At 68.7% G+C, this 26,894-nt stretch carries 30 protein-coding genes; 22 read left to right on the forward strand and 8 right to left on the reverse strand.

The window, feature by feature from the left end:
- The first annotated feature begins 343 nt into the window (after positions 1–343).
- Positions 344–742: a hypothetical protein gene (locus tag VGR32_RS09110; RefSeq protein ID WP_327449903.1), complete on the forward strand. Its 399-nt coding sequence runs from the start codon at positions 344–346 to the stop codon at positions 740–742.
- A 464-nt stretch (positions 743–1,206) separates the two neighbouring features.
- Positions 1,207–1,551, forward strand: a complete 345-nt coding sequence (locus VGR32_RS09115; RefSeq protein WP_327449904.1) for a hypothetical protein — start codon at positions 1,207–1,209, stop codon at positions 1,549–1,551.
- Positions 1,552–2,020: 469 nt separating this feature from the next.
- Here the strand turns inward: VGR32_RS09115 and VGR32_RS09120 are convergent, their stop codons facing one another.
- The 3 genes from VGR32_RS09120 to VGR32_RS09130 all read right to left on the reverse strand — a co-directional run bounded on the left by VGR32_RS09120 (position 2,021) and on the right by VGR32_RS09130 (position 5,218).
- The gene (locus VGR32_RS09120; protein WP_327450563.1) at positions 2,021–2,809 is read right to left on the reverse strand and encodes a 3-hydroxybutyrate dehydrogenase; all 789 of its coding nucleotides are present in this window, start codon (positions 2,807–2,809) and stop codon (positions 2,021–2,023) included.
- 149 nt (positions 2,810–2,958) lie between these two features.
- The gene (gene yaaA / locus VGR32_RS09125; RefSeq protein ID WP_327449905.1) at positions 2,959–3,726 is read right to left on the reverse strand and encodes a peroxide stress protein YaaA; all 768 of its coding nucleotides are present in this window, start codon (positions 3,724–3,726) and stop codon (positions 2,959–2,961) included.
- Between the two features lie 43 nt (positions 3,727–3,769).
- Positions 3,770–5,218: an FAD-binding oxidoreductase gene (locus tag VGR32_RS09130; RefSeq protein WP_327449907.1), complete on the reverse strand. Its 1,449-nt coding sequence runs from the start codon at positions 5,216–5,218 to the stop codon at positions 3,770–3,772.
- Between the two features lie 54 nt (positions 5,219–5,272).
- On the opposite strand from VGR32_RS09130, the gene VGR32_RS09135 reads away from it, so the two are divergent.
- The 3 genes from VGR32_RS09135 (at position 5,273) to VGR32_RS09145 (ending at position 7,236) form a co-directional block, all read left to right on the forward strand.
- Positions 5,273–5,689 carry an NUDIX hydrolase gene (locus tag VGR32_RS09135; protein WP_327449908.1) on the forward strand — a complete coding sequence of 139 codons (417 nt, stop codon included), beginning with the start codon at positions 5,273–5,275 and terminating at the stop codon, positions 5,687–5,689.
- 76 nt (positions 5,690–5,765) lie between these two features.
- Positions 5,766–6,773 carry an SPFH domain-containing protein gene (locus VGR32_RS09140; protein WP_327450565.1) on the forward strand — a complete coding sequence of 336 codons (1,008 nt, stop codon included), beginning with the start codon at positions 5,766–5,768 and terminating at the stop codon, positions 6,771–6,773.
- 4 nt (positions 6,774–6,777) lie between these two features.
- Complete coding sequence (locus VGR32_RS09145; RefSeq protein WP_327449909.1) at positions 6,778–7,236, forward strand: NfeD family protein; 459 nt, start codon at positions 6,778–6,780, stop codon at positions 7,234–7,236.
- Here the strand turns inward: VGR32_RS09145 and rnhA are convergent.
- Complete coding sequence (gene rnhA, locus VGR32_RS09150; protein WP_327449910.1) at positions 7,233–7,673, reverse strand: ribonuclease HI; 441 nt, start codon at positions 7,671–7,673, stop codon at positions 7,233–7,235. The two genes, VGR32_RS09145 and rnhA, sit on opposite strands and share 4 nt — an antisense overlap.
- A gap of 104 nt (positions 7,674–7,777) precedes the next feature.
- On the opposite strand from rnhA, the gene VGR32_RS09155 reads away from it, so the two are divergent.
- The 6 genes from VGR32_RS09155 (at position 7,778) to egtB (ending at position 13,420) form a co-directional block, all read left to right on the forward strand.
- Positions 7,778–7,996, forward strand: a complete 219-nt coding sequence (locus tag VGR32_RS09155) for a twin-arginine translocase TatA/TatE family subunit (RefSeq protein WP_327449911.1) — start codon at positions 7,778–7,780, stop codon at positions 7,994–7,996.
- Positions 7,997–8,025: 29 nt separating this feature from the next.
- Positions 8,026–8,595, forward strand: a complete 570-nt coding sequence (gene tatB, locus VGR32_RS09160) for a Sec-independent protein translocase protein TatB (protein WP_414642905.1) — start codon at positions 8,026–8,028, stop codon at positions 8,593–8,595.
- Positions 8,592–9,476 (forward strand): twin-arginine translocase subunit TatC, encoded by an 885-nt coding sequence (gene tatC / locus VGR32_RS09165; protein WP_327449912.1) that lies wholly within the window; start codon positions 8,592–8,594, stop codon positions 9,474–9,476. Before tatB ends, tatC begins: the two co-directional genes overlap by 4 nt.
- 74 nt (positions 9,477–9,550) lie before the next feature.
- Positions 9,551–9,856, forward strand: coding sequence for an SCP2 sterol-binding domain-containing protein (locus VGR32_RS09170; RefSeq protein ID WP_327449913.1), 306 nt, complete (start codon positions 9,551–9,553; stop codon positions 9,854–9,856).
- A 75-nt stretch (positions 9,857–9,931) separates the two neighbouring features.
- Entirely contained in the window at positions 9,932–11,143 is a 1,212-nt protein-coding gene (locus tag VGR32_RS09175; protein WP_327449914.1) for an acyl-CoA dehydrogenase family protein, read from the forward strand.
- 123 nt (positions 11,144–11,266) lie between these two features.
- Entirely contained in the window at positions 11,267–13,420 is a 2,154-nt protein-coding gene (gene egtB / locus VGR32_RS09180) for an ergothioneine biosynthesis protein EgtB (RefSeq protein WP_327449915.1), read from the forward strand.
- A 4-nt stretch (positions 13,421–13,424) separates the two neighbouring features.
- Here egtB and VGR32_RS09185 read toward each other — a convergent pair whose 3' ends face one another.
- The gene (locus VGR32_RS09185) at positions 13,425–13,649 is read right to left on the reverse strand and encodes a general stress protein (protein WP_327449916.1); all 225 of its coding nucleotides are present in this window, start codon (positions 13,647–13,649) and stop codon (positions 13,425–13,427) included.
- A 108-nt stretch (positions 13,650–13,757) separates the two neighbouring features.
- On the opposite strand from VGR32_RS09185, the gene VGR32_RS09190 reads away from it, so the two are divergent.
- Positions 13,758–13,928 (forward strand): hypothetical protein, encoded by a 171-nt coding sequence (locus tag VGR32_RS09190; protein WP_327449917.1) that lies wholly within the window; start codon positions 13,758–13,760, stop codon positions 13,926–13,928.
- Between the two features lie 38 nt (positions 13,929–13,966).
- Here VGR32_RS09190 and VGR32_RS09195 read toward each other — a convergent pair whose 3' ends face one another.
- Positions 13,967–14,638 carry an MBL fold metallo-hydrolase gene (locus VGR32_RS09195; RefSeq protein WP_327449918.1) on the reverse strand — a complete coding sequence of 224 codons (672 nt, stop codon included), beginning with the start codon at positions 14,636–14,638 and terminating at the stop codon, positions 13,967–13,969.
- 46 nt (positions 14,639–14,684) lie between these two features.
- Here VGR32_RS09195 and VGR32_RS09200 point away from each other — a divergent pair, with 46 nt between their 5' ends.
- The 5 genes from VGR32_RS09200 to VGR32_RS09220 all read left to right on the forward strand — a co-directional run bounded on the left by VGR32_RS09200 (position 14,685) and on the right by VGR32_RS09220 (position 19,839).
- The gene (locus VGR32_RS09200) at positions 14,685–15,605 is read left to right on the forward strand and encodes a polysaccharide deacetylase family protein (RefSeq protein WP_327449919.1); all 921 of its coding nucleotides are present in this window, start codon (positions 14,685–14,687) and stop codon (positions 15,603–15,605) included.
- Between the two features lie 142 nt (positions 15,606–15,747).
- A complete protein-coding gene (gene tig / locus VGR32_RS09205) occupies positions 15,748–17,091 on the forward strand; it encodes a trigger factor (protein ID WP_327449921.1) in 1,344 nt (447 codons plus the stop codon).
- An 83-nt stretch (positions 17,092–17,174) separates the two neighbouring features.
- Positions 17,175–18,098: a hypothetical protein gene (locus VGR32_RS09210; protein ID WP_327449923.1), complete on the forward strand. Its 924-nt coding sequence runs from the start codon at positions 17,175–17,177 to the stop codon at positions 18,096–18,098.
- Between the two features lie 98 nt (positions 18,099–18,196).
- Positions 18,197–18,838, forward strand: a complete 642-nt coding sequence (locus VGR32_RS09215) for an ATP-dependent Clp protease proteolytic subunit (protein WP_327449924.1) — start codon at positions 18,197–18,199, stop codon at positions 18,836–18,838.
- Positions 18,839–18,891: 53 nt separating this feature from the next.
- Positions 18,892–19,839 (forward strand): hypothetical protein, encoded by a 948-nt coding sequence (locus VGR32_RS09220; protein ID WP_327449925.1) that lies wholly within the window; start codon positions 18,892–18,894, stop codon positions 19,837–19,839.
- A gap of 3 nt (positions 19,840–19,842) precedes the next feature.
- Here the strand turns inward: VGR32_RS09220 and VGR32_RS09225 are convergent, their stop codons facing one another.
- The gene (locus tag VGR32_RS09225) at positions 19,843–20,487 is read right to left on the reverse strand and encodes an HAD-IB family hydrolase (protein WP_327449927.1); all 645 of its coding nucleotides are present in this window, start codon (positions 20,485–20,487) and stop codon (positions 19,843–19,845) included.
- Positions 20,488–20,677: 190 nt separating this feature from the next.
- On the opposite strand from VGR32_RS09225, the gene clpX reads away from it, so the two are divergent.
- From clpX to VGR32_RS09250, 5 genes are all read left to right on the forward strand, one after another.
- Complete coding sequence (gene clpX, locus VGR32_RS09230) at positions 20,678–21,946, forward strand: ATP-dependent Clp protease ATP-binding subunit ClpX (protein ID WP_327449929.1); 1,269 nt, start codon at positions 20,678–20,680, stop codon at positions 21,944–21,946.
- A gap of 61 nt (positions 21,947–22,007) precedes the next feature.
- Positions 22,008–22,757, forward strand: a complete 750-nt coding sequence (tpiA, locus tag VGR32_RS09235) for a triose-phosphate isomerase (RefSeq protein WP_327449931.1) — start codon at positions 22,008–22,010, stop codon at positions 22,755–22,757.
- 79 nt (positions 22,758–22,836) lie between these two features.
- Positions 22,837–23,274 (forward strand): preprotein translocase subunit SecG, encoded by a 438-nt coding sequence (gene secG / locus VGR32_RS09240; protein ID WP_327449933.1) that lies wholly within the window; start codon positions 22,837–22,839, stop codon positions 23,272–23,274.
- A 91-nt stretch (positions 23,275–23,365) separates the two neighbouring features.
- Positions 23,366–25,015, forward strand: a complete 1,650-nt coding sequence (locus tag VGR32_RS09245; RefSeq protein ID WP_327449935.1) for a CTP synthase — start codon at positions 23,366–23,368, stop codon at positions 25,013–25,015.
- Between the two features lie 64 nt (positions 25,016–25,079).
- Positions 25,080–25,346 carry a hypothetical protein gene (locus VGR32_RS09250; protein WP_327449937.1) on the forward strand — a complete coding sequence of 89 codons (267 nt, stop codon included), beginning with the start codon at positions 25,080–25,082 and terminating at the stop codon, positions 25,344–25,346.
- Positions 25,347–25,418: 72 nt separating this feature from the next.
- Here VGR32_RS09250 and glnA read toward each other — a convergent pair whose 3' ends face one another.
- Entirely contained in the window at positions 25,419–26,825 is a 1,407-nt protein-coding gene (glnA, locus tag VGR32_RS09255) for a type I glutamate--ammonia ligase (protein WP_327449939.1), read from the reverse strand.
- Between the last annotated feature and the right edge of the window lie 69 nt (positions 26,826–26,894).

A 26,894-nucleotide genomic window follows, 5' to 3' on the forward strand; every position in this document is an offset into this window, starting at 1 on the left:
GCCGGACGAAGGACGGATCGCTCGAAATCTGGTTGAACCCGGCAGGCCGCGATCTGTTGGTCAGCGAACTTCAGAGACTGAGCGAGCAGAGCGATCATTTCCACATCATGCCGGAAGAAATGGAGCCTGAACTGCCGACACGTAGCCAGCCGTACGAGGACGGCGACGAAGTGATTCAGTGGGGCAAGGTGCTCTTCCGTACAGACGAATGGGACAATGGAGCATTTCCCTCATGTGTTGGGCGGCACCGCCCAAGATGTCAGCTAATGGCTTCCGCTCGGCAGTCCGCTCCCGACCCGTTGCGGACCTTGCTCCTCCGACTTGCGCTGCGCATGTTGTCACTATGTCCAGCCTGTTCTCAGAGATAATGGTCACTGCAACGGTGCTGGGACTTTCCGGCTGTCGGACGGTTTCGGACTGGGGGCCGTCCGCAGGGATCGCGGGCCCCTCTGGCGACGTCATTGTGATCGGTCGACTGCAAAACCTGAGCAGCGAGTCCGTCTATGACCCCGACGATCTGCTCGGCCACAGCTGGTTCTCCGCCAACCTCCACGTCTCGCGAGTCGAGTCGGGCGAACTCCCCGGCAGGATCGTGCCGGTCCGCTACTTTGCGCACACGACGCTCCGAGAGGACGTCACTTTTCGCTTTCGCCTGCGGGGCCACGAAGGTGGCGGATACTTGATCTGCAAGCGACCCGGATCCGGCAGCGGGCTGAACTGTGACGGGCAGAGCGGACTATAGGACACGCCGGGCACCATAGCTGCGGTCCGCTGACAACCCTCGCGCGACGGACCGCTCCCGACCCGTTGCGGACCTTGCGAGAATGCAGCCTTCACGGTCAGGATGCGGGTCGGCGACCGCTCCAGCGAGCAGGAGGCATGATGCGCTATCTTGGAGCGGCTATCGGCTTTTGCGTCATTACGGCGGCCTTTTACACCGCAGCCGTAGTGGTTCTCGGGTCCTTGGTCATGGCCCATTGCGTCCTGAGCGACGCGCAGATCGACGCTGGCGTGACCTGCACCCAGCCCGCTGACCTATTCTTCTGGCCGACACTGATCGCGGCTGTGGTGGGCTTCGTAGGCTCGCAATGGGTCTTCCTGCGCTGGGCTCTTCGCAAACGAACTAGTGGCCGTCCGCTTCCCAGCCATGGGCGGCGGTCTGCTGCCGACCCATAGCGGGCGCGGCGCCGTGGGATATGCTTGGGCATGGACCACCAGCTCGATATTTTGAAACGCGCGCTGACCAACCTCGCGCTGCCCGCCGATAGACAGGCCGAGTATCTCGATGCCCTACTGGGACCCCAAGCTGTCGCTTACGGCACTGACGAACTGGCTCTCGAACTAGACGACGCCTTCGCGCCCCACTTGGCGATGCACGCGCAAGGGCTGATGTCAGAGCGTCAGATCGCTGCCGTCCGAATTGTGGACGAGATGCTGGCGGACTTAAGCGGAAAGGCACACGCCTCCTTCTGGACCCGCGAGGCGCTGACTTCAGATCCTCGGTGGGATCAGGTTCGACTTGTCGCTCAGGCCGCGCTCGGCACGTTCTGATCGGTCCGCATCTCGCCCCTCTGCTCAGGTCCGCTTTCCACCCGTTGCGGACGTGGCCCAGGCTCTGCATTTTCATGCGATGAAGCCTCTCACGGCCTACTCTTTCCGCGACCCCACGTTCAGTCCTGACGGGGACACCCTTGTCTGCGTCGTCGAGCGAGGTGCGCTCTCGAAGTTCATGGGCGTCAGGGAACTGCATAGGGCGTTCAGCGGCACAGTCTTTTATCGACGTGGCTTATGGAGCTGCTACGTCGGCGTCTGGGGGCGTCGAAATGGAAAGCGCCTTCGCCGGTTTCTTGAGGAGAGGGGCGCGACTGTGGTCATCGAGCGGTCGAAGCCTGCCCGTGCACACTTGTCGCTTTGGTCAACACAGTCCGTGCGCGCAAAAATCCGCCAGCTCGAACCCGAGGTCCGCTAACCACCCCTCACCGGTGTGGGGCGCGTCCGCATTCCGGCGCGGAGGCCGCGCCTACTGCGCGGTCCAGCCGCCGTCGATGGAGAAGCTGGCGCCGGTGGCGGAGGCGCCGAGGTCGCTGACGAGGTAGAGGAACAGGCCGGTCAGCTCGTCGGGCGTGACGAAGCGTTTGGTCGGCTGTTTGGCGAGGATGACCTCGTCGACGACGCGCTCCTTCGAGATGCCGTGGGTGCGGGCCTGGTCGGCGATCTGCTGTTCGACGATGGGGGTTTCGACGAAGCCCGGGCAGATGGCGTTGCAGGTGATGCCGTCACGGGCCGTCTCCAGCGCCACGGTCTTGGTCAGGCCGATGACGCCGTGCTTGGCGGCGACGTAGGCCGACTTGTAGGGGCTGGCGCGCAGGCCGTGGGCGGAGGCCACGTTGACGATCCGGCCGCGGCCCTGGGCCTTCATGATCGGGACGGCCGCGCGGATGGCGTAGAAGGCCGACGACAGGTTGATGGCGAGGATCTGGTCCCATTTCTCGGACGGGAATTTCTCGATCGCCTCGACGTGCTGGACCCCGGCGTTGTTGACCAGGATGTCGAGTCGGCCGAGTTCGTGCCGGGCGAAGGCGACCAGATCGGCGACTTCCTCGCCCCGGCGCATGTCGGCGGCGTGGTAGCGGACGCGGACGCCGCAGGCGGCCTCGATGCCCGCGCGGGTGCGCTCGATCTCGGAGGGGTCGCCGAGGCCGTTCAGGACCACGTCGCCGCCGCGCGCGGCCACGGCGCGGGCGAGGGCCAGGCCGATGCCGGAGGTGGAGCCGGTGATGACCGCCACCTGGCCCGACAGGTCGTTCATGTCGCGGGGCGCGGCGGGGGCGGACTCGCCGGGCGCGGCGCCGCGCTTGGGCCAATGCAGCATGGTCGTCTCGTCTCCTGCGCGCCGTTTTCGGCGTCTTGCCCCAGCCTAGCCGTTCGCAGGCGCGAAGGCGACCGCGAGGATATTCCCTATCGGGTGAATATCCAGTCCGAATCCGTGGATGCGGCCTTGTCGAAGGCGTAGCCGTCGGTCGCGAAGTCCTTGAGCCCCGCCGCGCGGTCGATCCGGCCCTCCACGGCGAAGCGCGCCATGGCGCCGCGCGCCTTCTTGGCGAAGAAGGAGACGATGCGGGTCTCGCCGCCCCCGTCCCTGACGCCCTCGCGGAAATGGCAGGTGACGACGGGGATCCTCAGGGCGCGGGCGTCGACGGCCCCGAAATATTCCTGGCTGGCGAGGTTGATCAGCGTCGGGTCGTCATGGCCGTCCGCGTCGGCGTTGAGCGCCTTCGAGATGCGATCGCCCCAGAAATCGTAGAGGCCGGCGCCGCGGCGGGTCTTGAGGCGCGTGCCCATCTCGAGACGGTAGGGCTGGATGCGATCGAGCGGGCGCAGCAGGCCGTAGAGGCCGGAAAGGATGCGCAGCCGGTCCTGCGCCCACGTCAGGTCGGCGCGGGACATCGAACGGGCGTCGAGGCCCTGGTAGACGTCGCCGGCGAAGGCGAGGACGGCCTGAAGCCCCTCGTCGGACGCGGGGTCGAAGGCCTTGAAGCGCTGCTGGTTGAGCTTGGCCAGATCGTCGGAGATGCCCATGAGCCGGCGCAGCTCGGCCTGGGTCTGGCGGCGCGCGGTGACCGACAGGGTGCTGACGTCGTCCTCGAACCTGTGCCGGGTGGCCGGCAGGTCGGCGGGCGTCCCGGCGAAGTCGAGACGCTTGGCGGGGGAAAGGACGATCAGCATGGGCGCCAGATAGGCCGCTTCGCCGCCGATTTGAACCGCAAGGCTAGAACAGCACCGCCGGATTCATGATGCGGTGGGGGTCCAGCGCGGCGCGGATCGCGCGCATGGCCTGCACTTCGACGTCGGACTTGTAACGCCGGGCCTCTTCGGTCTTGAGGCGGCCCAGACCGTGCTCGGCGCTGATCGAGCCGTCGAAGGCGGCGACGAGGTCGTGGACGACCCTTGAGCCCTCCGGCTGGCGCGCCATGAAGGCCGTCGGGTCCGCGTCGAGAGGTCGCATGACGTCGTAGTGGAGATTGCCGTCGCCGACATGGCCGAAGGCGCTGATGCGGGCCCTGGGCTCGAACGCCAGCACGGCGGCTTCGGCCGCCTCGATGAACTCGGCGATGCGCGAGACGGGGACGGACACGTCGTGCTTCCAGCCGGGGCCCTCGGGCTTCTGGGCGGCCGACTGTTCCTCGCGCAGCTTCCAGAAGGCGGCGCGCTGGGCGTCGCTGGTCGCGACGGCGGCGTCGACGATCAGGCCCTGGTCGAAGGCGGCTTCCAGCAGGCGCTGAAGCGCGGCGTCGGCGGCCCCGACCTCTCCGGACGCCAGTTCGATCAGCGCGAGCCAGGGCGTGACGGTCTCCAGCGGCTCGCGCACGCCGGGGATGTTGCGCACGGCCATCTCGACGCCGACGCGGCGCATCAGCTCGAAAGCCTCGACCCCGCCGCCCGTCTCGGCCCTGGCGCGGGAGAGCAGCTCTACGGCGTCGGCGGCGGCGGGCAGGCCGACGATGGCCGTCGCGCGGGAGCGGAGGAGGGGAAACAGCTTCAGGGTGGCGGAGGTGACGACGCCCAGCGTGCCCTCCGCGCCGATCAGAAGCTGCTTGAGGTCGTAGCCGGTGTTGTCCTTGCGCAGGGTCTTGAGCCCGTCGAAGACGCGGCCGTCGGGCATGACCGCCTCGATGCCGAGGACGAGGTCGCGCATCATGCCGTAGCGCAGGACCTGGACGCCGCCGGCGTTGGTGGAGATCACGCCGCCGATCGTGGCCGTGCCTTCGGCGGCGAGGCTGAGCGGGAAGCGGCGACCGGCGGCGAGAGCGGCGTCCTGCGCTTCCTTCAGCGTCACCCCGGCCTCGACGGTCAGGGCGTCGTCGAGCGGGGACACGGCGCGGACCGCGCGCAGTTTCCGGAGCGACAGCAGCACCTCGCCGAAGGGCACCTGTCCGCCGACCAGGCCGGTGGCGCCGCCCTGGGGCACGATCGGAATGCGGCGGCGGGCGCAGATGGCGACGGCCTTCGCCACCTCGTCCGTGGAGCGGGGCGTCAGCATCAGCGGCGTGTGCCCGTGCCAGCGGTCGCGCCATTCCCTGAGCCAAGGGGCGATCGCCTGCGGGTCGTCGGTCCAGCCCCCGGGGCCCAGCGCGGCCTTCAGCTCGGCGAGGCCGTCGGACAGGCCGTCGAGCGCGGTCTTGAGGCGGTCCGGGGGCAGGGGCAGGGCGCGATCCATGCCGTCTTGTCCCAGAGGCTTGCCGGAGTGGGAAGGGGAGAGCTAGCGAAGGCCATGAGCCTGCCCGCCCCCGTGCCCGCCGTCGGCGTGATCTGTTTTCGCGGACACGACGTCCTGCTGATCCGTCGCGGCAAGCCGCCGCGCATGGGACAATGGAGCATCCCCGGCGGCCGGGTGGAGCCGGGCGAGCGGGCGGTGGAGACGGCGCTGCGCGAGCTGCGCGAGGAAACCGGCGTGGAGGCGGAACTGCTGGGGCTGGTCGACGTGATCGACGGCATCTGGCCGGAGCACGGGCGGCACTACGTCCTGATCGATCATGCGGCGCGGTGGATCGCGGGGGAGCCGGTGGCCGGAGACGACGCGGCGGCGGCCGAGTTCGTGCCGATCGAGGAGGCCTGCGCGCGCGTCGACTGGGACGAGACGCGGCGGGTGATCCGGCTGGCGGCGGCGCGGTTTCTTACGCCGAAGTAATCTTTCGCGTCCGGTTTCGATGGATGCGGGGCAAGCGGCGCCTTAGCCTGTCCGGGACAGGAGGATGCCGATGGAACTGCCGACTATCTTCGTTCTGGTGCTGGTCGCCTTCGCGATCGTGCTGCTGTTCAGCGTGGTGAAGATCGTGCCCCAAGGACGCGAGTTCACGGTCGAGCGCTTCGGCAAATACACCAAGACCCTAGCCCCGGGCATCCACATCCTGACACCGTTCGTAGAGAGAATTGGCCGTCGGATGAACATGATGGAGCAGGTTCTGGACGTGCCGACGCAGGAGGTCATCACCAAGGACAACGCCATGGTGAAGGTCGACGGCATCGTCTTCATCCAGGTGATGGACGCCGCGCGGGCCGCCTATCGGGTCGATGACCTGCAGTACGCGATCGCCCAGCTGTGCATGACCAACCTGCGGACGGTGGTCGGCTCCATGGAGCTGGACGAGGTGCTGAGCCAGCGCGACGCCATCAACACCCGTCTGCTGCACGTGATCGACGCGGCGACCGAACCGTGGGGCGTCAAGGCCAACCGGATCGAGATCAAGGACCTGACCCCGCCGACCGACATCACCAACGCCATGGCGCGCCAGATGAAGGCCGAGCGCGAGCGCCGCGCCGTGATCACCGAGGCCGACGGCGAGAAACAGGCCGCGATCGCCCGCGCCGAAGGCGCCAAACAGGCGGCCATCCTGGAGGCCGAGGGGCGCAAGGAAGCCGCCTTCCGCGACGCCGAGGCCCGCGAGCGGGAAGCCGAGGCCGAAGCCCGCGCCACCGCCATGGTGTCGGAAGCCATCGCCCGCGGCGACGTGAACGCCATCAACTATTTCGTGGCCCAGAAATACGTCGAGGCCTTCGCCCAGCTGGCCAACAGCCCCCAGCAGAAGACGGTCATCGTGCCCGCAGAGATGGGCGCGCTGGTCGGCTCCATCGCAGGTATCGGCGAGCTGGTGGGCTTGGCGGGCCGGCAACAGTCGGGCGGATCGACCCCGCCGCCGGCGCCGCGCCAGACCCCGCCGACGGCGCCGCGCCCGCCGCGGCGTCCGGCCGGTTCGGTCCCCGTGACGGAGTAGGACCATGGACGCGATCCTGAGCCTGCACGCCTCGCAGCCGTGGTGGATCTGGCTGGCGATCGGCGTGGCCCTGCTGGCCGTGGAGGCCGCCATCTCCAGCGAATGGCTGTTGTGGCCGGCCGTGGCCGCGGGCGTGGTGGCGGTGCTGACGGCGCTGGGCCTGAGGCTGGGCCTGACGGCGGAGGTCGCCATCTTCGCCCTGCTGACGGCGGCGATGACCCTGTTGTCGCGACGGCTGATCCAGCGGGTGAATCCGAACGACGCGGCGGACGTCAACGACCGGTCCTCGCGGCTGGTCGGCCAGCAGGCGCGCGTGGTGGAGCCGTTCGTCGCGGGCCGCGGCCGGGTGTTCGTCTCGGGCGCGGAATGGGCGGCGGAGATCAACGCGGGCGAGGCCCCGGTCGGGACCTATGTGACCGTCGTCGACGCGTCGGGCGCGACGCTGAAGGTGACGACGGGCTAGCTCCGCCGTTCCTCGATCCACCTGTTCGACAAAGCGTCGGCGCGTTCGTTCAGGGCATGCCCGGCGTGGCCCTTGACCCAGTGCCACTTGACCTGGTGCGGGGCGCGGGCCGCGTCGAGGCGTTTCCACAGGTCGTCGTTCTTGACGGGCTTCCTGTCGGCGGTCAGCCAACCGCGCGACTTCCAGCCGGGCATCCATTTGGTGATGCCGTCCATGACGTAGCGGCTGTCGGTGTGCAGATCCACGCGGCAGGGGCGGTTCAGGGCCTCCAGCGCCATGATGGCGGCGGTAAGTTCCATGCGGTTGTTGGTGGTCAGGGGTTCGCCGCCCCACAGCTCCTTCTCATGACCGCCGCCGGTCTGCAGCACCGCGCCCCAGCCGCCGGGGCCGGGATTGCCCTTGCAGGCGCCGTCGGTGTGGATGATGACGTGACTCATTGGCGCCGTGACTACAGGTCCGCTTGGCTTGGCGCCACCGGAGCGCCTATATGCGGCGCTAGAAGACGGGGCCGACGAACCGGTCCGCATGAGGAGAGTACGCCGTGGGCGCGATCAGCATCTGGCATTGGCTTCTGGTCATCGTCGTCGTCGCCCTGCTGTTCGGCGGGCGCGGCAAGCTGTCGGGCCTGATGGGCGACGCGGCCAAGGGCATCCGCGCCTTCAAGGACGGCCTGAAGGACGACGACAAGAAGGACGGTCCGGCCGAGGGCGTGAGCAGCCTGCCGCGCACGGACGCCGAAAAAGACCAGCTGAACCGCTGACCGCCAACCTGCGTCGGAGACCCTGACGGATGGGTGGCCTGGGCCCCGGGATCGGCGGCTTTGAAATTCTGGTGATCGGACTTGTGGCCCTGCTGGTGGTGGGGCCCCGGGACCTGCCCGTGATGATGCGCAAGCTGGGCAAGGCGATGGCGCGTGCGCGGGCCATGGCCAACGACTTCCGCGCCAGCTTCGACGAGATGGCGCGCCAGTCCGAGCTGGACGAACTGCGCCGTGAGGTCGACGCCCTGCGCCGCACGCAGATGGCGCCGCTGGGCGCCGAGGCGGAAGCGACCTTCCGCGCGATCAACGCCGACCTGAACCGGCCGGTCGAAGCGCCGGCGCCCGCGCCCCAGCCGCTGCTGACGGGACCGGAGGAGTTCGCCGATCCGGGGCCGACGCCTGTGGAGCCGGCCGAGGCGGCGCCGGTGGAGACAAGGGCGCCGAAGGCTCGCACGAAGACGACCGCGCCCAAGGCGACGAAGGCCGCCGCCCCGACCGCCAAGCCTGGCCCCAAGGCGGCCACGAAGCCTGCTTCCGGCAAGGCCAGGGCGTCCGCCGCCAAGCCGAAGGTCGCGCGCAGGAAGGCGGTCGACCTGTGAGCCGGACCGAGCAGGACGAGGCCGAGATCGAGGCGTCGCGCGCGCCGCTGATGGATCACCTGATCGAGCTGCGCGGACGCCTGCTGGTGTGCGTGGTCGCCTTCGTGATCGCCTTCATCGTCTGCTTCACCTTCGCGGCGCAGATCCAGCTGGTCCTGATCCACCCGTTCCAGGCGGCCGCGGCGATGCACGCGGCGCAGGGGCATCAGGTGAACCCCTTCGACCTGATCGCGGTGACGGCCGGGTTTCAGCCCGTGCCGGACGGGGGGCAGGAGGTCGTCCAGCTGATCGCCACCGCGCCGCTGGAGCAGCTGTTCACCAAGATGAAGATCGCCGGCTTCGGCGCCGTGGTGCTGGCCTTTCCGGTGCTGGCCTTTCAGCTGTACCGGTTCGTCGCCCCGGGGCTGTACCGCAACGAGAAGGGCGCCTTCCTGCCGTTCCTGCTGGCCGCGCCCCTGCTGTTCCTGCTGGGTGGGGCGCTGGTCTATTTCGTCATGCTGCCGTTCGTCATGTGGTTCTCGCTGGGGCAGCAGGTGGTGGGCGACGGGGTGTCCGTGGCGCTGCTGCCCAAGATCTCGGAATACCTGAACCTGGTGACCGCGCTGCTGCTGGCGTTCGGCCTGTGCTTCCAGTTGCCGGTGGTGATGACCCTGTTGGGGCTGGCGGGACTGATCTCGTCGAAATTCATGGCCGAGGGGCGGCGTTATGCCATCGTCGCCGTGGTCGTGGTCGCCGCGGTGGTGACGCCCCCGGATCCGATCAGCCAGCTGATGCTGGCCGTGCCGCTGGTGCTGCTCTACGAAATCTCGATCTGGTGCGTGCGGCTGATCGAGCTGCGGCGGAAGAAGGCGGACGACGCAGACGCGCTCGCCGCAACTTGACCCCGCGTGACCTTGGCAGGGCGGTGAGCGCGCGCTAGGCCGGTGGCCACAACCGTTCCCAAGGAGAGACGACCATGGCCGACCTGCCTTCCGTCACCGAACACATCCGCGGCGCCGTGGGCGACAACTCCGGTCTGGGCAAGACCGTGAAGATCGACCTGGGCGACACCGGAAAGATCTACATCGACGGCGCCTCGGTCCCGAACTCGGTGACCAACGAGGACAAGCCGGCCGACGCGACCGTGACGATGTCGTGGGACGACTTCATCGCCCTGTCGGAAGGCAGGCTGGACCCGATGATGGCCTTCATGCAGGGCAAGCTGAAGGTGGCGGGCGACATGATGATCGCCCAGCGCCTAGCCCCGCTGCTGAAGCGCTGAGCCCGGCCCCGCACTGAGTTTTCAGACGGCGCGGTTCCCGACGGGGCCGCGCCGTTTCGCCATCAGGAGGCGTCCATGGACTTCCGTCATTCCGACCGCGGCCTCCACTGGCAGGAGCGGGTCGCGCGCTTCATCGAGGCCAACGTCGTCCCGCGCGAGGCCGAGTACTGGGCGCAGGTTCATGAGGACCCGAAGCGCCAGCCGCCGATCATGGAGACCATGAAGGCCGAGGCGCGCGAGGCGGGGCTGTGGAACATGTTCCTGCCCGGAGAGCACGGGGCGGGGCTGACCAACCTGGAATATGCGCCGCTGGCCGAGATGATGGGGCGCCGGCTGTGGTCGGCCGAGGTGTTCAACTGCAATGCGCCGGACACCGGCAACATGGAGGTGCTGCACCTCTATGGGAACGCGGAGCAGCAGGCGCGCTGGCTGAAGCCGCTGATGGCGGGGGAGATCCGCTCGGCGTTCCTGATGACCGAGCCGGCGGTCGCCAGTTCGGACGCGACGAACATCGAGACGCGCATCGAGCGCGACGGCGACCACTACGTCATCAACGGCCGCAAGTGGTGGTCGACCAACATGGCGCACCCGAACGTCGCCATCACCATCGTCATGGGCAAGACCGATTTCGGGGCCGCCACGCACCAGCAGCAGAGCCAGATCCTGGTGCCGGTGGACACGCCCGGGTTCCGCGTCGAGCGGATGCTGTCGGTGTTCGGGTACCAGGAGCTGCCGATCGGGCACGCCGAGGTGGTGCTGGAGAACGTGCGCGTGCCGGTCGAAAACCTGATCGCCGGCGAAGGCCGGGGATTCGAGATCGCCCAGGGCCGGCTGGGGCCGGGACGCATCCACCACTGCATGCGCGTGATCGGTGCGGCCGAGCGGGCGCTGGACCTGATGGTCGAGCGGCTGCTGGGCCGGACCGCCTTCAGGAAGGCCATCGCCGAGCATTCCGTCTGGGAGCAGCGCGTCGCGGAGGCGCGGACGAACATCGAGATGTGCCGCCTGCTGGTGCTGAAGGCCGCCTGGATGATGGACGAGGCGGGGGCCAAGAACGCCAAGAGCGAGATCGCCCAGATCAAGGTGGCGGCGCCGCGCATGGCGCTGAAGGTCATCGACGACGCCATCCAGGCGTTCGGCGGCGCGGGCGTGTCGGGCGACTTCCCCCTGGCGGAGCTGTACGCCACGGTGCGGACCCTGCGCATCGCCGACGGGCCCGACGAGGTGCACAACCGCACCATCGCGCGGCTGGAGTATGCGAAGCACGGCGGCCGGCCGGTCCGCTGACGGACTGCTGACACGGCGTGGCAGCTTGGCCGTTTCTTCGCCCTTGCAGGCAACGTACGGCATGCCGAGGTGTTCTGTGCAGGGTGGCCGACATCGGGGCGGCGCCCGCGACAGGAGCCTTCCATGAAAGCGTCAGCCAAGGCCGCGCGCGGCGCAGGCGACGATGTGGCGCGCTATCGCCACGTGCGGGCGCGCATGCCGGCGCTCGCCGCGGGGCTGACCGCGGAGGACCTGCAGGCGCAGTCGATGCCGGACGCCAGCCCGGGAAAGTGGCACCTGGGACACGTCAGCTGGTTCTTCGAGACGATGCTGCTGGGCCGGCGCGAGGGCCATGAGCCCGTCGACGCGCAACTGAAGCTGGTGCTGAACAGCTATTACGAGGCGCTGGGCGAGCGGGTGGCGCGGTCGGAGCGGGGGCTGATGACCCGGCCGTCGCTGGACGAGATCCTGGCGTATCGCGCCGAGGTGGATCGGCGGATGGAGGCCTTTCTGGCCGACGGGCTGCAGGACGAGCACGAGCGCTATCTGTTCGATCTTGGCCTGGCCCACGAGGAGCAGCACTGCGAGCTGTTCCTGATGGACCTGCTGCACCTGATGAGCCGGTCGCCGCTGGAGCCGGCGGCATACGACGCCGAGCCGCGGCAGACGCCGGCGCCGGAGGCCGGGCAGGGGTTCGCGCGCGTCGAGGGAGGTCTGGTCGAGATCGGCGCGGCGCCGGGGAGCTTCGCGTTCGACAACGAGACGCCGCGGCACCAGACCTTCGTGGAGCCGTTCGCGATCGCCCGCGGTCTGGCGACGAACGGGCGCTGGCTGACCTTCATCGAGGACGGCGGCTACGAGCGGCCGGAACTGTGGCTGTCGGACGGCTGGGCGACGGTGCAGGCCGAGGGCTGGAAGGCGCCGATGTACTGGCGGCGCGAGGCGGACGGGCTGTGGACGACGATGACGCTGACCGGCCGTCGGGCGGTGGACCCGTCCGAACCGGTGCGGCACGTCAGCTTCTATGAGGCCGACGCCTTCGCGCGCTGGGCGGGCAAGCGCCTGCCGACCGAGGCGGAGTGGGAGGTCGCGGCGGAGGCGGGCCTTCTGGCCGACGCGTTCGGCGAGGTCTGGCAGTGGACCGCCAGCGCCTATCTGGCCTATCCCCGCTTTCATCCGACGCCGGGCACGGCGTCGGAGTACAACGGCAAGTTCATGAGCGGTCAGCAGGTGCTGCGGGGATCGTCGTGGGCGACGCCGGAGGGCCATGCGCGGACGACGTATCGCAACTTCTTCGCGCCCCGGTGCCGCTGGGCGTTATCGGGCATCCGGTTGGCCGACGAGCCGTCGATCGCGGAGCGGGCGCTGGAGCCCGTGCAGACCCAGGCGTTCCGTGAGGCGCTGATCGAGGGGCTGAGCCGTCCGCGCAAGGCGACCTCGCCCAAGTGGTTCTACGACGCGCGCGGAAGCGAGCTGTTCGAGGACATCACGCGCCTGGAGGCGTATTATCCGACGCGGCAGGAGGCGGCGCTGCTGGAGCGGACGGCCCCCCGGCTGGCCGAGGCGTTCGGACCGGGCGCGGTGCTGGTGGAGTTCGGATCCGGCGCCAGCGAGAAGACGCGCAAGGTGCTGGACGCCGCAGGCGATCTGGCGGCCTACGTGGCGGTCGACATCAGCGCCGATGCGTTGAGGGAGGCCAAGGCGCGTCTGGAAGCGGCCTATCCGGACCTGACGATTCACACGGTGGCCGGGGACTTTCTGTCGCCGCTGACGCTGCCGGCCGATCTGCCGCCGGGACGTCGGGTGGGCTTCTTCCCGGGATCCACCATCGGCAATCTGGAGCCGGAGGAGGCGGTGCGGTTCCTGCGCGGGGCGCGTGAACTGCTGGGGCCGGACGCCCTGTTCGTGCTGGGCGTCGACATGATCAAGGACGCCGCCGTGCTGGAGCGGGCCTACGACGATCCGGAGGGGGTCACGGCGGCGTTCAACCTGAACCTACTCGCTAGGGCCAACCGCGAGCTGAAGGCGGATTTCGATCTGGGCGCCTTCCGCCACCGGGCGATCTGGAACCCGGCGCGGTCGGCCGTGGAGATGCATCTGGAATCGATGCGGCCGCAGACGGTTCGCGTCGGCGGCCGCAGCTTCGGCTTCGAGGCCGGCGAAACGATCCACACCGAAAGCTCGCGCAAGTTCAGCGAGGCGACCCTGCGCGACACGGCGTCGGCGGCCGGCTGGGAACTGGTGCGACTGGACGTGAGCCCCGATCCGTCCGTCGCCCTGGCCCTGCTGGCGGCCTGAAGCCTCAGTTCACGCGGGGAACGGGCTCACCGGGCTTGCGGCTGCCGTGGGAGGCTTCGCCGCCCTTGCGGCCGGCCTTGGCGGCCAGGCTGCGGTCCTGGGAGAAGGAACGCTTCTCGCTGGGCACGCTGGCGCCGCCCTTGCGGGCGATCTCACGCTGACGCTCGGGGTCCATGGAAGCGAAGCCGCGCTTGGAGACTCCGGACGCTTTGGGGGGCTGAAGAGACATGGGGCGGTCCATCCTCACTGTGGCGTTTGGGTTGCAGTCACAATCCGTGTGGGGGGCTTACGTTCCCGGTCGCCGGTAACAGGCGCGCGAGCCGCAAACCGCTGACTTATGAGCGAATCAGCTCATGCGGCGGGGCGGCCGGGGTTTCCCGGCTCCGGCATGGGCGGGCCGTCCGGCGAGGGCTGCGGCGGATCGATCTCGGGCCCCGGAGGCGCCGTGTCGGGCACCTCTGGCGGCGAGACGGGTTCGGGCATGGGGTCGTGCATGGGGGGCTCCTGACGAGGTTCAGGAAGCCAACGTCCCGCGAACGGCTCCGTTCAGCCGCGGCCCAGCGCCGCGTCGGACACGAAGGGATTGGTCCGCCGCTCGGCGCCGAAGGTGGATCCAGGGCCGTGGCCGGGCACGAACTGGACGTCGTCGCCCAGCGGCCAGAGCTTTTCGGTGACGGACGAGATCAGCGTCTGCAGGTCGCCGCGCGGAAAGTCGGTGCGGCCGATCGAGCCCTGGAAAAGGACGTCGCCGACCTGGGCGAAGCGCGCGGCGCGGCAAAAGAAGATGACGTGCCCCGGCGTGTGGCCGGGGGTGTGGAAGACCTCCCAGGTCGTCTCGCCCAGCGTCAGGACGTCGCCCTCGTCCAGCCAGCGCGTCGGGGCGAAGCTGCGCATCGGCTCCAGCCCGTACTGCGCCGCCTGGGCCGGGATGCCGTCGATCCAGAACTGGTCCTCCGGGTGCGGGCCGATGATGGGGGCCCCGGACTTCTCCGACATCTCGGCGGCGCCGCCGGCGTGGTCCAGGTGACCGTGGGTGATCCAGATCTGGTCCAGCGTCAGCCCGCGCCGGGCGATCTCGGCGAGGATCGGACCGACGCCGCTGCCGGGGTCGATGACGGCCGCCCTGTTCGTCTTCGTGCACCAGACGGTGGTGCAGTTCTGCTGGAAGGCGGTCACCGGCGCGACGAACAGGCCGAGGGGGGAGGAGGCGTCGGTCATGCGTGCAGAGATAGGCGTGCCGCGCCGATCAGCATAGGCTGGCCGGATGATGCATCGACGCGGCCTTTTGGCGGGACTGGCTTGTGGCGCGGCGGCGGCCGTGCCGGCCGCAGCCGGGGATCGGCCGCGGCTGGCCGTCACGATCGACGATTTTCGATTTGACGACGGGCCGCTGGTCAGCGCGGACACACGCCATCACGGCATCCTCGACGCGCTTTACTTCGAACGGATCAAGGCGGCGGGGTTCGTGACGGGCAAGCACGTCGAGACCGTCGAAGCCCGCGCGCACCTGCAGAGCTGGGCGGAGTCCGGTCATTTCGTCGCCAACCACACCTACAGCCACGCCTACTATGGCGGGGCGGCCCCCGGCGATCTAGGGGCGGACGTCGACCGCGCCGCCGCCCTGATCGTCGACCTGCCGACCTGGCGGCCGTGGTTCCGGTTTCCTTATCTGGCCGAGGGGCGGACCGCCGAAAGCCGGGACCGGATGCGCGAGGTTCTGCATACCCGCGGCCTGATGAACGGGCATGTGACCGTCGACGCCTCTGACTGGTACGTGAACCAGCGCCTGCTGGCCCGGCTCGAAAAGGAGCCAGGCGCGGACGTCATGCCGTACGGCGCGTATCTCGTGCGACATCTGCTGGACCGCGCCGCCTTCTACGATGGTCTGGCCCGGGCCGTGCTGGGCCGGTCGCCGGCCCACACGCTGCTGATTCATCACAATCTCACGACGGCCCTGTTCCTGCCGATGGTGCTCAAGGCGTTTCGGGACGCGGGCTGGTCCCTGATCGACGCCGACGAAGCGTTTGCAGACCCCGTGTTCGCGGCTCGCCCCAACATCGCGCCGTGCGGGCACAGTCTGATTCACCAGCTGGCGACGGAGGCGGGCGGATTCGCCGATCGGCTGCGCACACCGGGCGAGGATGGCCCCTATGAAGCGCCGGCGATGGATGCGCTGGGGCTGTAGCCGCCCGCGTTGACCTTTTCCCCCCGCCTCGACATAAGGGCGGGCTTCGAGGCGCCGCCCTGACCAAGGGCGGCCCTTCTTGCTTTTCCCATCGCGCGTCCGCCCGTCCGTCCGCGCCCCAGAGCGTCAGATCGTCCCGCCCATGCAAGTCGTCGAAAAGTCGAACGAAGGTCTCAGCCGCACGATCGCGGTGACCATCCCCGCCGCCGAGCTGAACGAGAAGCTGGACGCCAAGATCAAGGAAGTCTCGCCGCAGATGAAGCTCAAGGGCTTTCGTCCCGGCAAGGTGCCCGCCGCGCACGTGAAGAAGACCTACGGGCGCGACCTGATGGGCGAGATCGTCAACGAGGCGCTGAACACGTCCAGCCAGAAGGCGCTGGACGAGGCCAAGCTGCGTCCCGCCGCGCCGGCCGAGATGAAGCTGGTCAGCGACATGGACAAGGTGGTCGCCGGTCAGGAGGACCTGACCTATGAGATGTCGCTGGAGGTCATGCCGGAATTCACGCCGGTCGACGTCAAGACGCTGAAGCTGGAGCGTCCCGTCTATGAGGCGACCGACGCCGATCTGGACGAGGCGCTGAAGGATCTGGCCGGTCAGGCCAAGACCTATGAGGACAAGACCGGCAAGACGGTGAAGGCGGCCGAGGGCGACCAGGTCACCATCGATTTCGTCGGCAAGGTCGACGGCGAGGTCTTTGAAGGCGGCTCGGCCACCGACGCGGATCTGGTGATCGGATCGAACCGCTTCATCCCCGGCTTCGAGGAGCAGCTGAAGGGCGTGAAGGTCGGCGACGAGAAGACGCTGAACGTCACCTTCCCCGCCGACTACGGCGCGGGGCACCTGGCCGGCAAGGCGGCGACGTTCGACGTCACCGTGAAGGCGATCAAGGCCGAGGCGGAGGCCAAGATCGACGACGCGTTCGCCACGCGCCTGGGTCTGGAGTCGCTGGACAAGCTGAAGGACCTGCTGCGCCAGAACCTGAACCAGCAGTACGCGGGCGCCGCCCGCTTCAAGCTGAAGCGCGGCCTGCTGGACCAGCTGGACGCGCAGCACAGCTTCGACCTGCCGCCGAAGATGGTCGAGCAGGAGTTCGACGGCATCTGGCGCCAGGTGCAGGCCGACAAGGACGCCGGCCGCCTGGACGCGGAGGACGCCAAGAAGTCCGAGAAGGCGCTGAAGGAAGAGTACCGCAAGATCGCCGAGCGCCGCGTGCGCCTGGGGCTGGTGCTGGCGGAGATCGGCCGGGCCAACAACGTGCAGGTCACGGATCAGGAGCTGAACAACGCCATCATGGCCGAGGCGCGCAACTATCCGGGGCAGGAGCGTCAGGTGCTGGACTTCTATCGCCAGAACCCGAACGCCGCGGCCCAGATGCGCGCGCCGGTCTATGAGGAGAAGGTCTGCGAGCTGATCTTCGGCCAGGCCGAGGTCAAGGACGCGCCGATCAGCAAGGAAGACCTGCTGAAGGACGAAGACGAGGGCTGAGCCGCGCGTCGGCGGGCTTTGCAGGGACCGCCGTCTGAGGCAGGTTGAGTCGTCCGATTCCGGACGTGCCCGGGAGCGTCGCCATGCTGGCCACCGTCATTTCGTTGGCCATGCTCATGGCCGCGCAACAGGATCCGCCGCTTCAGGACCCGCCGCGGCAGGACCCGCCGGAAACGCGGGTCGACGACATCGTCGTCGACGGGCGGCCGCTCCGTGCCGTGGCCGACGAGTTCGTGGAGAACGTCGGTGAGGCGCCGCGCGGCCGCGGACTGGCGCGGTGGTATCGGCCGCTCTGCGTCGGCGCCGTCAACCTGAACCCCGATGTCGCCCAGCCGCTGCTCGATCACATCGCCCGCGTGGCGGAGGACCTGGGGGTCCAGTCCGGCGACGTGGGATGCAGACCCAACGTCATCATGGTGTTCACCGACGATCCGCGCGCCGTCGCGGGCGCCATGATCGAGGCCGATCCGAAAGGGTTCCGCCTGGGCGGCCGGACGTATCACCTGAGCTCCGACTTTCGCGACGAGTTCGTGGAGGGCGACCGTCCGGTTCGTTGGTGGACCACCAGCGTGCCCGTCGACTCCGAAACCGGCCAGCGCGCCACGCGACTGCCCGGCGACGTGGACGCGGAGGGCAATCCCGCGGCGCCCTACATTTTCAGCACCTCCGCCTCGCGGTTGAACAGTCAGGTTCGGGACGATCTGGCCCGCGTCTACATCATCGTGGACGTCAATCAGGTCAGCGGGGTCAGCACCCGACAGTTGGCCGACTATCTCGCCTTCGTGGCCCTGGCGCAGGTCGATCCGCGGGGCGACGTTTCGCGACAGGCCAGCGTCCTGAACGTGTTCGCGGATCCGGCGTCCAGCCCCGGGTTCAGCGATTGGGACCTCGCCTACCTGCGGGCGCTGTACCGTCCGGGCGCTCCGATGCGGACCGCCCAGGGGGCGGTGGCCGAAGGCGTCGCCGCCGAGGTCGCCCGCACGATCAGGAACGCGCCGGCCGAGTGAGGCCCGACCGCCGCCTTGCGTCGCGGGCGGCGGAACGCGATATCCAAAGCCACGAAGGGCGCGTTCGAGTCGCGCCCCGCATCCCGAGAAGGCCCCGAATGCGCGATCCGATCGATCTCATGAACATGAACCTGGTTCCCATGGTGGTGGAGCAGTCCAGCCGGGGCGAGCGGGCCTTCGACATCTTCTCGCGCCTGCTGCGCGAGCGGATCATCTTCCTGACGGGCCCCTTCGAGGACGGCATGGCCAGCCTGATCTGCGCCCAGCTGCTGTTCCTGGAATCGGAGAACCCGAAGAAGGAAATCAGCATGTACATCAACAGCCCCGGCGGCCAGGTCTCGTCGGCGCTCGCGATCTACGACACCATGCAGTACATCAAGAGCCCGGTCTCGACCGTGGTCATGGGCATGGCCGCGTCGGCCGGCTCGCTGATCCTGACGGCGGGCGCCGCGGGTCAGCGGGTGGCCCTGCCGAACGCGCGCATCATGGTTCACCAGCCCTCCGGCGGTTTCCGCGGCCAGGCGTCCGACATCGAACGCCACGCCGAGGACATCCGCTACACCAAGCGCCGCCTGAACGAGATCTACGTCCACCATACCGGCCGGACCTATGAGGAGGTCGAGCGCACTCTGGACCGCGACCACTTCATGTCGGCCGAGGAGGCCAAGGCCTGGGGCATCGTCGATCACGTCTACGACCGGCGCGAACAGGCGGACGGCGACGGCGTCAAGACGGTCTGACGCAGTTGACGCCGGCAGCTCCCGCGCGCCTCATGCGCACGGGAGGCCACGTCATGCGCAATCGGATCACCGTCGCGTTGAGCGGCGCTCTTCTGGGTCTGGCGGCCACGGCGGCGACGGCGCAGGAGATCGGCGAGATTTATCGCGTCGAGGACGTCGTGGTCGTAGGGCGGCGGCTCGACGAGGCGGCGACGCGGTTCGTGGCGGAGGTGGCCGCCCCGGCGGGGAACCGTGGCACGGCGCGGTGGGACGAGGGGGTCTGCGTCGGCGCGGCCAACTTCACCCCTGAGGTGGCGCAATACCTGGTCGACCGCGTTTCGGACATGGTTCGGGATCTGGGTCTGCGCGCCCATGAGCCGCCCTGTCACCCCTCGATCCTGATCATCGGCACGACGGATGGGGCCGCATTCGCCTCCGACCTGGTCTCACGCCGTCCCAAGCTGTTCGTCGTCGGCGGCTCGGGCATGGATCAGGGCTACGACGATCTGGCCGTCTTTCAGCGGAGCGACGCGCCCGTGCGCTGGTGGCACGTCAGCGCGCCCGTGGACGACGAGACGGGGCTGATCGCCGTGCGCCTGCCCGGAATGCATTCGGTCGTGCCCACGACCGATCCGGAAAACCTCATGTTGGAAAATCATGCGCCCACGGTGACGCGCAACTTCGCGTCGCGGCTGCGCCAGCCGCTGCGCGACGTGATGAAGCGGTCCATCGTGATCGTCGACGTGGACAGGCTGGACGGGACGTCGCTGGAACAGCTGGCGGACTATGTGACCTTCGTGTCCCTTGCCCAGGTGGACCCTGAGGCGGACCTCAGCCGGTTCGATTCGATCCTCAACCTCTTCGAGCCCGGTCGGGCGCCGCCCGGCCTTTCGGCCTGGGACCTTGCGTATCTCGAGGGGCTGTACTCGGTGCGGCAGGGCTATGTCGGACGCAATGCGCATGCGTCGGCGCTCGCCCGATCGATTCTCGAGGCCTATGAGGCGCGCGTGCCGCGCGAATGAGGCTCAGGGGCGGCCGGTGAAGACGCGGAAGCCCGGCTGGTCGGCGATCTGGAGCATTTCGCGGTCGCCGGAGGTGTCGCCGTAGGCGGCGGCCAGCCGGAGATCGGGGCCGAAGACGCCGTGCAGGCGACGGACCTTCTCCTCGCCGCGGCAGTTGGGCGTGGCGAAGGCGCCGGCGACGCGTCCCCGGCCGTCGAACGCCAGCTGCGTGCCCAGCAGCATCTCCGCCCCCAGCCGCCGCGCGAAGGGCGCGACGGTGGTCTCGGGGCTGGCGGTCACGATGACGCGCAGGGCGCCTCGGCGGCCCCAGTCGTGCCAGACGGCGAGGGCGTCGGGCCGCATGAAGCGGTCCCAGACGCCCGCGGCGAAGGCTTCGGCCTCGGCCTCCAGCCTCTCGCGCGGCAGGCCGAGCAGGAACTCGCGGACCGAAGCCGCCTTGAGGGCGCCGCGATCGCGGTCGCGCGCATAGGCGGCGATCGCCGGCGACAGGCGCAGAAGGCCCGCCGTCCAGCCGCGACGGCCGGCGCGGCGGCGCAGAAAGGCGGTGAAGCTGTCGCGGACGGTCAGCGTGCCGTCGAAGTCGAAGGCGACGACGGGGCGCCCGCCGGCCGACTGGCGCGTTCCTTGCTGCATCCCCATGTCAGACATTCGCCACCGTGATCCCGCATGCCATCCTGATCGCCTGTTCCTCCGAGTCGAGCCCGCGCGGGGGTTGTGACCCGGTTCGGGATGGGGGATTGTCATTTTTTGAAGACCTTCGCGCCCATCGTTCGGGAATCAAACGCGCAGGAGACGCGTTGAGTCCCGTCAGGGACGGACGCGAGAGTGAGAAGGGTCGATGACCAAAGCCGCCGGAACCGACGCCAAGAGCACGCTGTACTGCTCCTTCTGCGGAAAGAGCCAGCATGAGGTGCGCAAGCTGATCGCCGGACCGACCGTGTTCATCTGCGACGAATGCGTCGAGCTGTGCATGGACATCATCCGCGAGGAGCACAAGATCGGCTTCGTGAAGGCGAAGGACGGGGTGCCGACGCCGAAGGAAATCCGCGAGGTCCTGGACGACTACGTGATCGGTCAGGCGCACGCCAAGAAGGTGCTGAGCGTCGCGGTCCACAACCACTACAAGCGCCTGAACCACGCCACGAAGTCCAACGACGTCGAACTGGCCAAGTCGAACATCATGCTGATCGGGCCGACGGGCTCGGGCAAGACGCTGCTGGCCCAGACGCTGGCGCGCATCATCGACGTGCCGTTCACCATGGCGGACGCGACGACGCTGACCGAGGCCGGCTACGTCGGCGAGGACGTCGAGAACATCATCCTGAAGCTGCTGCAGGCCAGCGACTACAACGTCGAGCGGGCGCAGCGCGGCATCGTCTACATCGACGAGATCGACAAGATTTCGCGCAAGTCGGACAACCCCTCGATCACCCGCGACGTGTCGGGCGAGGGCGTGCAGCAGGCCCTGCTGAAGATCATGGAAGGCACCGTCGCGTCGGTGCCGCCGCAGGGCGGGCGCAAGCATCCGCAGCAGGAGTTCCTGCAGGTCGACACGGCCAACATCCTGTTCATCGTCGGCGGCGCCTTCGCGGGGCTGGAGAAGGTGATCTCCGCGCGCGGCGAAGGGGCCTCGATCGGCTTCGGCGCCAAGGTCAAGGAAGTGGACGAGCGCCGCACGGGCGACATCCTGAAGAACGTCGAGCCCGACGACCTGATGCGCTTCGGCCTGATCCCCGAGTTCATCGGCCGTCTGCCGGTCCTGGCCACGCTGGAGGACCTGGACGAGGTGGCGCTGGTCAAGATCCTGACCGAGCCCAAGAACGCCCTGGTCAAGCAGTACAAGCGCCTGTTCGAGATGGAGAACGTCGAGCTGACGTTCACCGACGACGCCCTGTCGGCGGTGGCGAAGAAGGCCATCACGCGCAAGACCGGCGCGCGGGGGCTGCGCTCCATTCTGGAAGGCATCCTGCTGGAGACCATGTTCGAGCTGCCGACGTTCGAGGGCGTCGAGGAGGTCGTGGTCAACGCCGAGGTGATCGAGGGCAAGGCGCAGCCGCTGCTGATCTATTCCGAGGCGGGCAAGAAGAAGGCCGACGGCGCGGCCTGACGACGCCGGGCTTGTGACGCGGGCTTGTTAGGCGGATGGGGGCGGCGCTAGAAGCGTCGCCATGAAACAATCCGTGAAGCTGATCGCCGGCAACTGGAAGATGAACGGCCTCGCCGCCTCCCTGGCGGAGGCCAAGGCCCTGCGTGAGGCGCTGGACGACGCGCCGTCCGCCGCGCGCGTGGCCCTGTGTCCCCCCGCGACGCTGATCGCCCAGATGGCCTGGGCGCTGAAGGGCGGGCCGGTCGAGATCGGCGGTCAGGACTGCCACGTGCAGGCTTCGGGGGCCTTCACGGGGTCCGTGTCGGCGGCGATGCTGAAGGACGCGGGCGCGGGGCTGGTCATCGTCGGCCATTCGGAGCGGCGGCAGGGGTTCCGCGAGACCGACGCCGACGTGGCGGCCAAGGCGGACGCGGCGATCGCGGCCGGACTGGAGCCGATCGTCTGCGTCGGAGAGACGCTGCAGCAGCGGGAGGCCGGGCAGGCCGTCGAGGTGGTGCGGGCGCAGGTGCTGGGGTCGCTGCCGGACGCGGCGGGGACGGCGCGGTTCGCCGTGGCCTATGAGCCGGTCTGGGCCATCGGAACGGGCCTGACGCCAAGGCTGGAGCAGATCGAGGAAGTTCACCGGGCGGTGCGCGCGGCGATGATCGAACGACTGGGGCAGGGCGGGGCGACGGCGCCGATCCTGTACGGCGGTTCGGTCAAGCCGGACAACGCGAAAGACATCCTCGCCGTGCCCGAAGTCGGCGGGGCGCTGGTGGGCGGCGCGTCACTGAAGGCGGCGGATTTGCTGGGCATCGTCCGGGCGGCGTGATCCGTTTGCCGCAGGTCGACAAGGGTGCTAACAGCCGCCGCTTGATCGGCGCGCCCCTGCGCCACATCTGAATGCGGCCATGCTCCAGACCATTCTCCTCGTCGCCATGATCCTGATCTCGCTGTCGCTGACGGCGGTCGTGCTGCTGCAGCGCTCCGAGGGCGGCGCCCTGGGCATGGGCGGCGGGCCTTCGGGCATGATGACCGCGCGCGGCGCGGGCAACCTGCTGACGACGACGACGTGGTGGCTGGCGGGTCTGGGCATCGTCTGCGCCATCAGCCTGACCATCGTCGGCAACATGAGCCGCGGCTCGGGCTCGATCATCGACGCCGACGCCGTGGGCGCGCTGGCCGCGCCGACGACCCCGGCCGCCGAAGCCGGAGCCGAAGGCGCCGCGGCCGAGGCGGGCGCGACCCCCGCCGCGCCGGCGGCCACGCCTTCGCTGGGCGATCTGGAGGCCGACCTGGCCTCGCCGGCCCCGGCGACGACGCCGGCCAATCCCGCGCCGGCCAACTGAGGATGCGCGGGGAGATTTTTCCCCGCCTTCCTCGCCCGCCCTCAAAGTCTCCGCCGCCCGGCGGGCCGAATCAGCAGTAGGTTGGTCCCCCGTGGCCAAGTATGTCTTCATCACGGGCGGCGTCGTCTCTTCCCTCGGGAAGGGCCTCGCCTCGGCGGCGCTGGGCGCCCTTCTGCAGGCGCGCGGATACAAGGTCCGCCTGCGCAAGCTCGACCCCTATCTGAACGTCGATCCGGGCACGATGAGCCCGTACCAGCACGGCGAGGTCTTCGTCACCGACGACGGCGCGGAGACCGATCTGGATCTCGGCCACTATGAGCGGTTCACAGGGGTGTCGGCGGCGAAGTCCGACAACATCACCACGGGCCGGATCTACCAGACCATCCTCGAGAAGGAGCGTCGCGGGGACTATCTGGGCGCGACCGTCCAGGTCATTCCGCACGTCACCGACCAGATCAAGCAGTTCTGCCTGTCCAAGGCCCTGACCGACGACGGGCAGGACGTCGACTTCGTGCTGGTCGAGATCGGCGGCACCGTGGGCGACATCGAGGGCCTGCCGTTCTTCGAGGCCATCCGCCAGCTGGGACAGGACCTGCCGCGCGGTCAGTCCTGCTTCGTGCATCTGACGCTGCTGCCCTTCATCCCCACCGCGGGCGAGATGAAGACGAAGCCGACGCAGCACTCCGTCAAGGAGCTGCGGTCCATCGGCATCCAGCCCGACATCCTGCTGTGCCGCTGCGAATATCCGATCCCGGCCGAGGAGAAGCGCAAGATCGGTCTGTTCTGCAACGTGCGCGAAAGCGGCGTCATCCAGGCCATGGACAGCGCCGACATCTATGCCGTGCCGCTGGACTATCACCGCGAAGGGCTGGACCGCGAGGTGCTGGCGCACTTCGGGATGACCGACGCGCCGGAGCCGGATCTGGCGGGCTGGGAAGAGATCGTCGACCGTCGCCTGCGGCCGGACGGGGAAGTCACCGTGGCCGTGGTCGGCAAGTACACGGTGCTGAAGGACGCCTACAAATCCCTGATCGAGGCGCTGCATCACGGCGGCGTGGCGAACCGGGTGAAGGTGAACATCGACTGGGTGGAGGCCGAGACCTTCGAGGGCGACCGCGAGGCGTGCAGCGCCCGCCTGCAGGGCGCCCACGCGATCCTGGTGCCGGGAGGCTTCGGCGAACGGGGCTCGGAGGGCAAGATCGAGGCGGCGCGGTTCGCGCGCGAGAACGCCATCCCCTATTTCGGAATTTGCTTCGGCATGCAGATGGCGGTGATCGAGGCGGCGCGGAATCTGGCCGGCTATCCGAAGGCCTCGTCGACGGAGTTCGGGCCGACGGACGAGCCGGTGGTCGGCCTGATGACCGAGTGGACCCAGGGCAACGAACGGGTGAAGCGCCTCGCCGGGGGCGATCTTGGCGGGACGATGCGGCTGGGCGCCTATGACTCGGTGCTGAAGCCGGGGTCGAAGGTCGCCGAGGCCTATGGCTCCACGACCATCAGCGAGCGGCATCGCCACCGCTATGAGGTCAACATCAACTATCGCGAGGCGATCGAGGACAAGGGGCTGGTCTTCGCCGGTCTGTCGCCCGACGGCGTGCTGCCGGAGACGGTTGAGCGGACGGACCACCCGTGGTTCATCGGGGTGCAGTACCACCCGGAACTGAAGAGCCGTCCGTTCGCGCCGCACCCGCTGTTCGCCAGCTTCATCGGCGCGGCGGTGGTGCAGAGCCGGCTGGTCTGAGGGCGAGCGGAACGGGCGAACGGCCTGGCCGTTTCAGCTTCACCATTCACCCGAGGAGGCCCAGATGGCCCGTTCGATCCTGACCCTTGCCGCCGTGAGCGGCGTCGCCCTGATGGCCGCGGCCTGCCAGCCGGCCGCCGAGGAGCCGGCCGAAACCACCACGGTGGTCGAGACCCCCGCGCCCGTGGTCGTCGAAAAGCAGGCGCCGCCGGTCGTGGTCGAAACCCCGGCCCCGACGACGACCCCGCCGGTCGTCGTGCAGAAGGACGGCGACAGCACCACGGTGCGCGCGGGCCGCGACGGCATCGAGGTCGAGACGACCAACAACTGACTTCGCCCCACCGAAGAAGAAGGCCCCGGACGGTTTCCCGCCCGGGGCCTTTTTCGTGACGTCAGCCGCCGGTCAGCAGCTGTAGTACATGTCGAACTCGACCGGGTGGGGATGCAGCTGCAGGCGCATCACCTCTTCCATCTTCAGCTCGATGTAGCTGTCGATGAAGTCGTCATCCATGACGCCGCCCTTCTTGAGGAAGGCGCGGTCCTTGTCGAGGTTCTCGAGCGCCTCGCGCAGGGAGCCGCAGACCTCGGGGATGTTGCCGCGCTCTTCCGGCGGCAGGTCGTAGAGGTTCTTGTCGGCGGCGGCGCCCGGGTCGATGCGGTTCTCGATGCCGTCGAGGCCGGCCATCAGCAGAGCCACGAAGGTCAGGTAGGGGTTGCCCATCGGGTCGGGGAAGCGCGCCTCGATGCGCTTGGCCTTGGGCGAGTTCACCCACGGAATCCGGATCGAGGCGGAACGGTTGCGGGCCGAATAGGCCAGCTTGACCGGCGCTTCATAGCCGGGGACGAGGCGCTTGTAGGAGTTGGTGGTGGAGTTGGCGAAGGCGTTGATCGCCTTGGCGTGCTTGATGATGCCGCCGATGTACCACAGGCACATGTCGGACAGGCCGGCGTACTTGTCGCCGGCGAACAGGGGCTTGCCGTCGCGCCAGATCGACTGGTGCACGTGCATGCCCGAGCCGTTGTCGCCGAAAGTCGGCTTGGCCATGAAGGTGGCCGACTTGCCGTAGGCCGCGGCGACGTTGTGGATCACGTACTTATAGAGCTGAAGGCGGTCGGCCATGGTCAGCAGGTCGCTGAACTTCAGGCCCAGTTCGTGCTGCGCCGGAGCCACTTCGTGGTGGTGCTTCTCGGGCTGCATGCCCAGGTCGCGCATGACCGACAGCATCTCGCCGCGCAGGTCCTGGGCGCTGTCGGTCGGGTTGACCGGAAAATAGCCGCCCTTGTGCCCCGGACGGTGACCCATGTTGCCTTCCGAGTACTCGGCGCCCGTGTTGGCCGGCAGCTCGATGGAGTCGTAGGTGTAGCCGGTGTCGTGCGGCTGGGTGGACCAGCGAACGTCGTCGAAGATGAAGAACTCGGCTTCCGGGCCGAAGAAGACGGTGTCCCCGACGCCGGACGACTGGACGTAGGCCAGCGCCTTCTTGGCCATCGAGCGGCTGTCGCGGTTGTAGGGCTCGCCGGTGTCCGGGTTCAGCACGTCGCAGAACAGGAACAGGGTCGTCTGCTGGTAGAAGGGGTCGATCCAGAAGCCGTCCAGATCGGGCTTCAGGAGCATGTCGCTCTCGTTGATCGCCTTCCAGCCGGCGATCGACGAGCCGTCGAACATGGTGCCCTCCTCGAGGAACTCCTCGTCGACCAGGTCGATGTCGAAGGTGACGTGCTGCATCCGCCCCTTGGTGTCGGTGAAGCGGAGGTCGACGTACTGGACGTCCTTGTCCTTGATCTCCGCGAGGATCTTCTTCGCGCTCATTCTCTCGATGTCCGTTTCTTGGGGAGGAGGAAAGGAAACGGCCGCCCGAAGGCGGCCGCGGTGTGGAGG

Source organism: Brevundimonas sp. (genome assembly GCF_035935935.1).
Classification (GTDB): Bacteria; Pseudomonadota; Alphaproteobacteria; order Caulobacterales; family Caulobacteraceae; genus Brevundimonas.